Annotated in this window: 10 protein-coding genes and 2 tRNA genes; 5 read left to right on the plus strand and 7 right to left on the minus strand. The window is 42.3% G+C overall.

Annotation, left to right across the window (positions count from 1 at the left end):
* From PHQ42_01520 to PHQ42_01540, 5 genes are all read left to right on the plus strand, one after another.
* Positions 1-245: hypothetical protein (locus PHQ42_01520; GenBank protein ID MDD5071394.1), on the plus strand; the 245-nt coding region annotated here is incomplete at its 5' end.
* Between the two features lie 242 nt (positions 246-487).
* Positions 488-561 (plus strand) — tRNA-Arg (locus PHQ42_01525).
* 10 nt (positions 562-571) lie between these two features.
* Positions 572-643, plus strand: a tRNA-Arg gene (locus tag PHQ42_01530).
* Between the two features lie 386 nt (positions 644-1,029).
* Positions 1,030-3,576 carry a GxxExxY protein gene (locus PHQ42_01535; GenBank protein ID MDD5071395.1) on the plus strand — a complete coding sequence of 849 codons (2,547 nt, stop codon included), beginning with the start codon at positions 1,030-1,032 and terminating at the stop codon, positions 3,574-3,576.
* 252 nt (positions 3,577-3,828) lie between these two features.
* Positions 3,829-4,155 carry a hypothetical protein gene (locus tag PHQ42_01540; protein ID MDD5071396.1) on the plus strand — a complete coding sequence of 109 codons (327 nt, stop codon included), beginning with the start codon at positions 3,829-3,831 and terminating at the stop codon, positions 4,153-4,155.
* A gap of 65 nt (positions 4,156-4,220) precedes the next feature.
* Here the strand turns inward: PHQ42_01540 and PHQ42_01545 are convergent, their stop codons facing one another.
* The 7 genes from PHQ42_01545 to PHQ42_01575 all read right to left on the minus strand — a co-directional run bounded on the left by PHQ42_01545 (position 4,221) and on the right by PHQ42_01575 (position 11,308).
* Positions 4,221-4,847 (minus strand): DNA-3-methyladenine glycosylase, encoded by a 627-nt coding sequence (locus PHQ42_01545; protein MDD5071397.1) that lies wholly within the window; start codon positions 4,845-4,847, stop codon positions 4,221-4,223.
* 434 nt (positions 4,848-5,281) lie between these two features.
* A complete protein-coding gene (radA, locus tag PHQ42_01550; GenBank protein ID MDD5071398.1) occupies positions 5,282-6,658 on the minus strand; it encodes a DNA repair protein RadA in 1,377 nt (458 codons plus the stop codon).
* 6 nt (positions 6,659-6,664) lie between these two features.
* Entirely contained in the window at positions 6,665-7,441 is a 777-nt protein-coding gene (locus tag PHQ42_01555; protein ID MDD5071399.1) for a DsbA family protein, read from the minus strand.
* Between the two features lie 27 nt (positions 7,442-7,468).
* On the minus strand, positions 7,469-8,089 hold the full coding sequence (locus PHQ42_01560; GenBank protein ID MDD5071400.1) for a hypothetical protein: 621 nt from the start codon (positions 8,087-8,089) through the stop codon (positions 7,469-7,471).
* A gap of 145 nt (positions 8,090-8,234) precedes the next feature.
* Positions 8,235-10,142, minus strand: coding sequence for a DUF87 domain-containing protein (locus PHQ42_01565; protein ID MDD5071401.1), 1,908 nt, complete (start codon positions 10,140-10,142; stop codon positions 8,235-8,237).
* Between the two features lie 13 nt (positions 10,143-10,155).
* A complete protein-coding gene (locus PHQ42_01570; GenBank protein MDD5071402.1) occupies positions 10,156-10,830 on the minus strand; it encodes a TraC family protein in 675 nt (224 codons plus the stop codon).
* 4 nt (positions 10,831-10,834) lie between these two features.
* On the minus strand, positions 10,835-11,308 hold the full coding sequence (locus tag PHQ42_01575) for a PrgI family protein (GenBank protein MDD5071403.1): 474 nt from the start codon (positions 11,306-11,308) through the stop codon (positions 10,835-10,837).
* Positions 11,309-11,335 lie beyond the last annotated feature (27 nt).

Raw genomic sequence — 11,335 nt, forward strand, 5'->3', positions numbered from 1 at the left:
AAATTTTGCTCCGCGGCTCAAACGCGGAGCAAAAAGCCAAATTTATGACGGGAAAAAATGTCCGCATAATGATCGGGGTTATTCTTCTGGCCTTAACGGCTTGGCTGTATTGGGGCGCTGGCATGCCCTGGACAGCCGTAGTGGCCCTTATTTTCGCCATCATCGCTTTCATCGGGGCTTTTGCCGGAAGCAAAAAAGAGGAAACTCCGCCATCTGATGCGGGCGGAGCGCCGAAAGTGGAATAAATTTAAATTTTTTATCAAAATATTGCCCGAGAAACATTCTTGTTTTTTTGGGTTTTTATTTGTCCCGCATCTTTTATAAAATAACGATTTTTTTGCAAAATAACCATAAAATTAATATTTTTATTAAATATAAACACAAGAACAAAAAGGTGCGGGATTTATATTGCTATTTTTTCCTATAAATGGTAAAAGATTAAAAATGCCCTTATGGCTCAATTGGATACCCGCCCGTCAACGCCCATGCCCTCATAGTTCAGCTGGATAGAACGTCGGCTTCCGGAGCCGAAGATCAGGGGTTCGAATCCTCTTGAGGGCACTTAAACTAAGCTCTCGTCGTTCAATGGATAGGACACAAGATTGCGGATCTTGCAATGCAGGTTCGATTCCTGCCGAGAGCACAGATAAAGCACAGGATTGCGCTTGTCCGCCGAAGCTTTAGCGGAGGCGGAGATCCCAAAATCTAGGTTCAATTCCTAGCAGGGGCACCAGAAAGGAAAAATCAAAGAGTTTTGGTTCGACCTGCCCCGCCCAACATGAGCGAAGCGAATGTTGATGCGGGGTTCCTATCGGGTGCACAAAAATTGTTTAGTAAGTTTTGAGGAGCGCCTGTCCCGCAGACTTGCGGGAAAGCGACGAAATCCCCGCCGGATAGCGGGGCGACCTTTCTCGCGCCCTTATAGGGCGGGTTTCCTGCTTAAGGGCACAAAAAACAGTCCCGAGAAATTAGGATTATTTTTTGTTTTCGTGTTTCCGTGTTTTTGTGTTTATATGCTAAAATATATTCATGTTAACCCTGGACACGGACATAATAAATATCAGCCGCGTGGGCAAAACCACGGCTAAATATTTAAATAAATTGGGTATAACGACGGTGCGCGATTTGCTTTTTTATTTCCCTTTCCGCTATGATGATTTTACCCATTTAACGCCTATTGATAAGCTTCAGTCTGAAACCAGCGCTAATATTGTCGGCCGGATTGAACTGATTCAAAATAAAAAGAGTTGGCGGAGAAGGATGTATATCACGGAAGCGCTAATTACTGATGATACGGAAACCTTAAAAGTTATTTGGTTTAACCAGCCCTTTATCGCCCGCAACCTACAAGTTGGCGATAAGGTTTCTTTAGCAGGAAAAATAGAAGAAGACGCAAGCGGTTTGGTTATGAAATCTCCTACCTATGAAAAAATTGCCGGCCAGCAAGGTTTTCATACCCAAGGTCTGGTGCCTAATTACCACTTAACCGCCAATCTCACGCAAAAACAAATAAGATTTCTTATTAAACAGATTATCGGCGCAGCGAAACAGATATCTGATTGGCTGCCGCCTGACATGAAAAAAAATCTGCGACTCTTTGATTTAAGCGAGGCTATAGCCAAAATCCATTTCCCGAAAACAAAAACCGAAATTGAAACTGCGCGAAGACGCCTATCCTTTAATGAACTTTTTATAATCCAGCTCCAGTCCCAACTCGTAAAAAAAGAGCTTGAAGCAAGCCAAGCTAAGCCAATTCCCTTTTCAGAAGAAACTACAAAAAAATTCGTCAATTCCCTGCCCTGGGCATTAACTGACGCTCAGCGAAAGTCTGCCTGGGAAATTCTTAAGGATATAGGCAAAGACAAACCGATGTCTCGGCTTCTTTCCGGAGACGTTGGCAGCGGCAAAACGGTTGTTGCCCTAATTGCCATGCTTAACGTTGCCCTAAATAATTATCAAGCAGTCTTGATGGCGCCAACGGAAATTTTGGCCCATCAGCATTACAGCACAATTTGCCAACTGTTGAGTAATTTTGACGTTAAAATTGGTTTAATAACTGGAAGCGAAAAAAGGGCGAATTATGAATTAGGAATTAAGAATCAGAAAGAAAATAAAAAGATGAAAACCCCTGATTCCTTATTCTTAATTCATAATTCAGATATTATTATCGGCACGCATGCCTTAATCCAGGAAAAGATAGAATTTAATAATTTGGGGCTAGCCATAATTGACGAACAACATAGATTCGGTGTGGAGCAAAGAGCTGCGCTCTTAACGCGGACCTATGCGGACCGGCGGGGACCTATGCGGACCGGCGGGGAGGAAGCGGAAGATGAGGGGAAATTGTTGTATGAAAAAATTACTTATAAAATCAGAGGGGCGATTTTTAATGTTAAAAAACAGTTGGGTTTGGGGCATAAAGAAGTAATTTATCAAAAGGCCTTGGAAAAAAAATTTGAAAAAGTTGGATTATCTTTTACTAAAGAAAAATCTATTGAGATAAAATATGATGATAAAAAAATTAGCATCTACAGACCTGACTTTATCATCGATGATAAAGTTATTTTAGAAATAAAAAAACTGCCCTTTATCGGGAAATTTGAAAAGCAACAAGTCTGGCATTATCTGAAAGGCTCTGAATATAAACTAGCTTTGTTAGTTAATTTCGCAAATAATGATGTTCAAATTGAACGTTTTGTTGACACGAAAAAGTCCGCATCAGTCCGCCAAAGTCCGCATCAGTCCGCGCTTAGTCCGCATTTACTGTCAATGACCGCCACGCCTATCCCCCGCTCTTTGGCCCTGGCTTTGTACGGCGATTTAGACCTTTCTATTATCAACCAGCTGCCGAAGGGCAGGAAGCCGGTTATGACGAAAATTGTGCCGGAGGAAAAAAGAGAAAAGGCTTATGCTTTTATCAGACAGCAGATAGATAGCGGCCGCCAGGTATTTGTCATCTGCCCTTTAATCGACCATTCTGATAAGCTTGGAGTAAAATCCGTAAAACAGGAATTTGAAAAGCTGGATAAACAAATTTTTCCTGATTTAAATATCGGCATTTTGCACGGTCGGATTAAGCCGCCGGAAAAAGAAAAAATTATGCGGGAATTCCTTGATAATAAAATTAAAATCCTGGTCTCCACTTCAGTCGTGGAGGTCGGAGTGGATGCGCCAAACGCCGCGATTATGATGATTGAAGGCGCGGAACGTTTCGGCCTGGCCCAGCTTCACCAGTTTCGCGGCCGGGTCGGACGAAGCCAGCATCAATCTTATTGCTTTCTTTTCACGGAAAACTCGGCTGACAAAACCTTAAAACGGCTAGAGACGCTGGTAAATTGCCAGGACGGCTTCACTCTGGCAAAAATGGATTTGAAATTCCGGGGCGCGGGCGAAATTTACGGCACGGCCCAAAAGGGCTTCCCTCAATTAAAAATCGCCTCTTTATTTGACTATAAACTGATGAAAGAGGCGCGGGAGGAAGCGATAGAAATTATAAATAAAGACCCCGGTTTAAAAAATTATCCTTTACTGGCGGAAAAATTAGGAGATTGGGAAAAAAGCGTCCATCTAGAGTAATTCTTTTTGCCACCATATCATCGTATTAACACATTGACAAGGGTTGATTTTTGCTCTATACTGATAAATAAGAAATAAATGATCTTTACATACCTATCTCATGGGGGTGAGAAGAAAAAAATAAAAGGCTCTGGAAAGGAGGGGGATAAAAAGAGTCCTTTTGACTAAACAAAAAACCGAGGGCAATACCATTTGTCTGGACGCCAATCTTTATCAGGGCTTTGTAAAAGCCCAGGAGGAGTAAGGCACTATATGGGCGAAGTTTATTTAAAAAATCGTTCGGGGAAAAAATTTGAAGACCCGATCTCCGGGCAATGCATTCGGGAAGATACGCCATCTTCTCGCGTCATCAAAGTCATAACAGAAAGCGATGGCAACGGCGGAGGAGAAGGATTCCTACTGGCGAGAGAGTCTTTTATAGGAATAATGGAAGAAGCTCTCAAAACCCCGGTACGTAATGGAGATAGGACGCCAACCTTCAATCTCCACGGCTGTCTGGAGGCAAACCCGAATAACCCCATGATCAGAGAAATCGCCGGAAAGCTGGGCATGAAACTGCCACAGCTGGCCGAACATTGAAGCGAAACATCAAGACGCAACAAAGGGCTGAAGATTTACTGACCGGTAGTAAATCCAAAGCCCTTTTATTTTTTAGAAATAAACTCATTGCCCCTTATATAAAACCGCCATTTTTCATCCTTATACCTTCCCGCGTAGTCAACGCCAATTCTTTTTGTTTTAACTATTTTCGGTTTTTCATCTTTGATGCGGCTCTCAATCCAGAGGCCGTATTTTTTTACATAAATAGGTAGACTATTGAAAGATTTATCTACACCTAAAGCTTTTGTCAGTTTAGCTGGTCCATTCGTCAGTAAGCTCTTATTTTTTGCCTTGTTATGTGTTTTATGTTTTATGTTACATGATATAGCTCTGATTAAAACCGCGGCCGGATAATCTTTTTCTTCTGTCACGATATTTAACATATAATGCATGCCGTAAGTAAAATAAACATAAATTTTGCCCGGTCCGCCAAACATTACGCTGTTTCTTTTTGTCCGGCCCCGGCTGGCGTGAGAAGCTAAGTCCCTCGGCCCGTTATAAGCTTCTACTTCCACAATTTTACATCTTAGAGTGCTCTCCCCTCTCCCGCGACGCGAGGAGCGGGGGAGGGGTCGGGGGCGGGGGTTTTTCCTTACCAAAAAACAGCCCAAGAGATCTTGGGCAACTTGTAGCGTATTTTTATTATAAAAAGATTTTGGCAAAATTCTCATATCACGCATCTCATATCGCTAATCGCATTATATCTTACTTAATGTTCCCCATAACATTCCGCCTATTTTATCAGCCAATTGCGATAAATTTTCGTAATCATTTCTGGCAATATAATTCTAGGTATAAGAAAAGTAGATTAAATATTCCGACTCTTTAAGCGAGCCATAAGCAATTTCTAGAAAATTCTTGTACACTTTGCAATCCGCCCCTCTTCTCCTGGCAAAGCCTTCTGTGTAATTAAGTATGACAGAAAGTACGGCTCGACGTAGCTGTGAAGTCACGCCATGCAATTCATCTCTAGGAAAATTTTTAGTTATTTTATAAACATACTTAACATATTGATGCATTAAATTTTTTAATTCTACATGAAAATCCATGTAATTACTATGCGTTACGCGTTATGCGATATGCGATATGAGATATGAGATATGCGTTACGCGATACGCGCTAGGCGACCAACCATTTCTTCCAAATTTTTTATTTTTATCAGCTTTAATTTTTTTGCCTTCACCTGATAATCCGGAACCATCGCCTGGACAAACCCTAATTTTTCCGCTTCCGCCAATCTCTGTTCCGGTTTGGAAACATTGCGCACTTCCCCGCCCAGGCCAACTTCGCCTAAAACCAAAGTTTTTCTGTTAATAACCTGATTAAGAAGGCTGGAAGTTATAGCTAGGCAAACCGCTAAATCCAGGGCCGGGTCATTAACTCTGAGGCCGCCGACAACGTTTAAAATTATATCCTGATTCAAAAGATTGACTTTGGCCCTCTTGGTCAAAACCGAGGCCAAAACCTGCAGCCTATTTAAGTCAAATCCGGAAGATTTCCTCTGCGGATAACCAAAAACCGTTTTGGTCACCAGAGCTTGAATTTCAACCAGAAAAGGGCGGGTGCCTTCCAAAACACTGCTGATAACCGAACCGGTTATTTTTTGTCCGCTAGTTTCTATAAAAACCGCTCCCGGGTTGGCAATCTCAGCAAAACCCGAACCGGTCATTTCAAAAACTCCCAATTCATTAACAGAGCCAAAACGATTCTTTATCGCCCGCAGCACGCGATAATTATTGGCGGCTTCCGTTTCCAAATAAATCACGGTATCAACAATATGCTCCAAAGACTTCGGACCGGCGATTTGGCCGTCCTTGGTTATATGGCCGACCAAAATAATGGCAATATTATTCTCTTTGGCGATTTCTAAAAATTTTACGGCCGAAGCTCTGATTTGATTAAGACCGCCGGCTTCGGCTAAAACATCGGCCGAATAGACCGCCTGGATTGAATCAATAATAACTAAAATAGGCTTCAGGGCTACAATAGTGGCTATGGCTTTTTCCACGTTAGTTTCGCTGATAAATTTAATTTTTTCCAAATTGCATTTTAACCTGGCTAGACGCGCTTTAATCTGGCCGGCTGATTCCTCGCCGCTAAGGTAAATAACATCGCCGCGGTTTGAGCCAACGGCATCGGCCAGCTGGGCAACAATCGTTGATTTGCCAATCCCCGGTTCGCCGGCGAGCAAAACCAGGGAGCCGGGCACAACTCCCCCGCCCAAAACCCGATCCAACTCGGAAATATTTGTCCTAATCCTCTCCAGCCCGTTTTCCCTTATTTTATTCAAATCAATAATTTCCGCCTGGCTTATTTTTTTTTCTTCCGCCTTCCCGCCAAGGCGATAATCAATTTCTTTCTGCTCCAGGGTCTGCATTTTCAAAGTCCCCCAAGAGCCGCATTCCAAACAACGCCCGCTCCACTTGGAAAATTGGGCGTCGCAATTTGAACAAACGTAAATATTTTGAGTTTTGTTCGACATAATAATTTATAACTTATCAAGTTCCGCTTTTATTATTGTCTCTAAATCCTCCTCTGTCGCTTCGCCCATTATTTCTTCTTTGTTAACAAAAATAAACGGCACTCCTTTTATATCTAAAATTTCCGCCTCTAAAATATTATTCCTTACTAGTCGGGCGGTTTCTTCGTCCTCCAGACACTCGGAAAATAAGCTTTTTCTTAAATTTAATTTTTCGGCCAAATCCAGGAATAAATCCCCGCCCAGCTTGTCGCCATTCTGAAAGAGTTGGTCATGAAAGGCCCAAAACCGCCCTTGTTCTTGCGCGCAACGTCCGGCCGCGGCCGCGGAGAAAGAATTGGCGCCGGAATCTTTTTCCGGATAATCTTTCCAAATTAAACGTATCTTATCTTCATATTTCTCCATTATTTTTTTTATTACCGCCTCCTGCTCTTGGCAATAACCGCATTCATAATCCGCGAAATAGACAATTGTGACCGCCGCTTCGTTCGGTCCCAAACTGGGGTCAAGGCCGTTTATAATCGGGCCATCCAAAACGTCTCTTAGTCCGGACGCTCTGGTTATCAGAGGGTCTCCGTCCCCATAACCGCCTCGGCGGCTTGCGGCTGTTTGGCCATTATTATCCCAAGAAACGCTAAAAGCGGACTTTAATATCAAAAAAAATAAAAACAGCAAAATAAAATTGCCCAAAGCGGCAACTATAAATAATTTTGTGGGAAATTTTGCCTTGCCCGCCCCGCCCGTAAATTTATTTCTGGCGGAATAAACTTTTTTTTGAAGAGGCATAAATTAGTTTCTTAAAAAGCGCAAAATTTATTCTGTTTGCCACTCGGCCCTGTCTACTTTCCAAAAATTATTTTCCTCAATGAAAAACAACAAAATATCCTGATAGGACACCAGGGAATTTTCCATGGTTCCGCTAGCTTCCCTTTTTTGGGTTTTTACCAAAATTTCCGCCCGCCCCGCGCCTTCGTCAATCCCACTTATTTCGGCCGCCACAGCTTTGGTAGTAACGCCGTAATAAACATCGCTTGCCCCCCGCCCGGCTTTGGTTTCCTCCACAAATTTATCAGCCCAGACCTGCATTGAGCCGGTCATAAAAATCTTTAAATCAAAAATGTTATTGTAATTGGAATGGTTGGAATAACTACCAAATCTTTCGGCAAAAAAAGCGGCCATTCTTTTTAAATTTTCCCGGGTAATTTCACTCTGGCTCATTTCCCCCTTGCCTTCCGTTAAATTTTTCTGATTTTCACTGGACAAAACCATTATTTCACCCTCCTCCCGAAATTCTTCCGGCGGGGAAAAAATTTCTCTTTCTTCGCCGCCCATATTTTTGCCGGTAAAATCATAAAAAAACAAAACATAGACAATCCCGGCCAAAGCCGCCAAAAAAATTACCGCTATCAATAAATTTAAGAGCTTTTTTGTCATAAATTGAAAATAATCAATAACCAAGAAACCTGCCTGCCGGCAGGCAGACAATAACCAAACAAATTCTAATAACCAATAATCAAATAGTTCGGTTATTAAAATTTGATTATTAGTTATTGGCTATTCAATTTCCTAAAAAATAATATTAAACTCCTGCCTCTTCTGGATTAGCTTCCTCTTCATTTTCACCCCCCTTTTCCAAACTGGCTTCAAATTCTTTTTTAGCCTCTTCAATTTCCAATAGCTGGCGGGGATCGGAAGTAATAAGCTGGTCTTCGGTGTAGGAAGCCACGATTTTTATGGCCGCGTGCTTGCGACCAGCAAAAAATATGCCTTCGCCCACTCCGCCTTCCAGCAAAAGATATTTTTCCCCTTCGGTTAGGGCAAAAGTTTTTTGGATCAAATCAATGGACGCCGGCGACTGCTTCAAAAGAAGTTGTAGGGAAGAATTGGTAACAATCGCCTGGCCATAAGGCGAAGTTAAAAAGTCGTTGACGTCCTGGGTGATCGTCGTCACGCCCAAATAATATTTGCGGCAACGTTTGACCAAGGCAAAAATAAATTTGGCGCTATCCTCGTGTTGCATCAGCCACCAGGCTTCGTCAATCACCAAAACCCTCTTCTTTGTTTCCGATCTGACAATATTCCAAATATAATTAACAATCGTATAGATAGCCATCGGCCTTAATTCGTCCTCCAGATCACGGACGGAAAAGCAGACCAGCTGGTTATTCATTTCCACATTCGTAAGGTTGTTAAGAAGCCCGGCAAATGTGCCCTCGGTATATTTGCGCAGGCGCAAGGCCAGGTCCGCGCCGCCTTCCATCCCATCCAAAATCTCCTGAAAATCCTGCATAATCGGCGGCTCTATTTGGGAAAGGTCTGATTCCGGCGTAATATCCTTTTTGGCGTAGGTCTCCAATAAAGCGCGGTCAACGATAGAATCTTCTTCATGGTTTAAGCCGCCGAGCATCAGCCTTACCAAACCCTTAAGCGTGATTACGGCGCTCCGGATTATATCTCCCGGTTTGGCATCGCCGCCTATGGCCCGGGGCAGGTCAAAAGGGTTGATTTTGTTTTCGCTTGATAAGGAAATATTAATATAAGTTCCGCCCACCGCATCCGACAAATGCTTGTATTCATGCTCCGGGTCAATAATTATCACGTCCGTGCCCAACATCAGGGAACGCAGGACTTCAAGTTTTATGGCATAACTTTTGCCGGCTCCGGAAGTGGCGAAAACCACCGTATTGGCGTTTTGTAAGCTGAAGCGGTCAAACAAAATCAAGCTGTTATTGTGCCTGTTTATGCCGTAAAGAATGCCGTTGTCAGAAGTCAATTCCGAGGAAATGAAGGGGAAAGAAGAAGCTACGGGCGAAGAATTCATGTTAAAAGTGATATACAACTCATCATTAGCCAACGGCAAGGTAGAATTGAATCCCTGTTCGGACTGATAAAAAACTTTTTTTGAATAAACCAAACGGGAGCCAAAAATATTTTCAACTTTATCCGACAATTGGTTTAATTCTTCTTTGCTGTCGGCATAAATTGTCACATACAAAGAAAACTGGAAAAATTTTTCTATGCCCTGGGTTAAGGCGTCCCGCAAGGCTTCAATATCCCTTAGGGCGGTTTCCCGCAATGGATCGCGGGCCGCTCCCTTCTCGGCGTCAGAAACAATCTGGGCTTCCAGCGCCCCGACCTTGTTTTTAAGCTGCTTTAAAATCAAGGAACTGCTCACGGGATAAAAAAACATGGCCACGTCAAAAGTGGAATTTAAATTGATGATCGGCGCGAACCAACCAACCGTTATGTAACGGGGATAATTTATAACAAAAATGGTGCGGATATATTTTTCTCCCAGCCTTAAATAATCAGAAGTAACCTCCATGCTGGCCGGAGCGATTAAATCATTTATTGAGAGAACGCCCCGCCGGAAAGTTTTTTCTTCCTCTATGACCTCCCTTGCTGCCTCCGGATTGGCTTCAATAGGCGGTTCCTCTTTTATTGCCTCCGTCTCTTTTATTATATTTTCTTTATTAAAATTTGGCATATTTTTTTATAGGCTATTCTGCCACCCGCAAATCTTTTGTGTCGGCCAGCCTTTGATTTTTTGAAGTTTTCGGATTATAGGTGTTGTAATAAAGCTCTATCAAACTTTGCGTATCAAGCTGAACGGCGTTTAAGCCGGCTGAAGACAAATTATTTATAACATTATCCACCCGCCTTCCCAACTCGTCTTTATATTTTAAAAATTTTTCCTCTCTCATTTTAATTAAGGTCGCCGGTTTTAAAATTTCCCAAAGCGAAGAGAAAAAATTTTTTTTCTTGTCCGATGCCGGATTATAGGGAATGACCACATAAAAACGCTTATTCATGATTTTCGCCATAGAAACCAATTCCTCTATATATTGGGTATATTCGGCCGTTTGGATTTTTAAAAGCTCGTTTGTCTGTTCCTTTTCCTTCTGCTTCAACTGCTCAAGATAACCGTTAATATCAAGTTCTCGGGATTGAATCGCAATTTGAATGGGAAAATCAATGTTGTTTAAAAAACTCACGTAAGAAGAAATTATCGCTTCCTGTTCGTCTTCGCTTTTCAGGGCAAAATTAACGCTAGAAACCAACAAAACCGCCCGCAAGGTATAATCCCGCATAATTACCGTGTCCTCCCTTATTTCAGCAATGTCCAAATATTTTTGGGAAGAGACTATTGATTTGGTTTTAACGGCTTTAGCCATAAATTTAAGAAGCCTGCCTGATGGCCTTAATTTTTGTTTCCCCTTCTTTATCTCCCTTATACTCTCCCCGTGTGTCAACCATTAAGGACAATTCTGCCAACCGGGAGAGGCTCGGCTCTGTTTTGGGGATCGGAAGCGGAGTTTGTTTTATTATTTCTTTCTCGTTCATTTCGTATCCTTGGGATTCCTGCGGAAAAAATTCATTGCGCCACACCCGCAATCCCGGCCTCTTTATGGTCTGGATGACATTTAAAACAAAGAAGTGAAAAGGCCGGCCGTTTATCCTGACAAAGGAGAAAGCTCCGGTTATTATTAAAGTTAGAATGCTTATAGTCAGAAATAAGGAAAAATCAAATATTTTATAACTTATGCCCATTATTAGAAATCCGGCCAGTAAAATTATGAACTGGCGGGTTGTTATCGGGCCGATTATTTTGTCTTCAACATCGATAAATTGTGGAATGGTAAACTGCTGCACGCTGTTAGTGATTAGTTAATTAGTGAT

This window comes from Patescibacteria group bacterium, assembly GCA_028711655.1.
Lineage (GTDB): Bacteria > Patescibacteriota > Patescibacteriia > Patescibacteriales > JAQTRU01 > JAQTRU01.

Bases quoted from the DNA above. Each gene is read 5' to 3' on its own strand.
- PHQ42_01535 (MDD5071395.1), top strand. From the start codon at position 1,030: ATGTTAACCCTGGACACGGACATAATAAATATCAGCCGCGTGGGCAAA.
- PHQ42_01540 (MDD5071396.1), top strand. From the start codon at position 3,829: ATGGGCGAAGTTTATTTAAAAAATCGTTCGGGGAAAAAATTTGAAGAC.
- PHQ42_01545 (MDD5071397.1), bottom strand. From the start codon at position 4,847: ATGAGAATTTTGCCAAAATCTTTTTATAATAAAAATACGCTACAAGTT.
- radA (MDD5071398.1), bottom strand. From the start codon at position 6,658: ATGTCGAACAAAACTCAAAATATTTACGTTTGTTCAAATTGCGACGCC.
- PHQ42_01555 (MDD5071399.1), bottom strand. From the start codon at position 7,441: ATGCCTCTTCAAAAAAAAGTTTATTCCGCCAGAAATAAATTTACGGGC.
- PHQ42_01560 (MDD5071400.1), bottom strand. From the start codon at position 8,089: ATGACAAAAAAGCTCTTAAATTTATTGATAGCGGTAATTTTTTTGGCG.
- PHQ42_01565 (MDD5071401.1), bottom strand. From the start codon at position 10,142: ATGCCAAATTTTAATAAAGAAAATATAATAAAAGAGACGGAGGCAATA.
- PHQ42_01570 (MDD5071402.1), bottom strand. From the start codon at position 10,830: ATGGCTAAAGCCGTTAAAACCAAATCAATAGTCTCTTCCCAAAAATAT.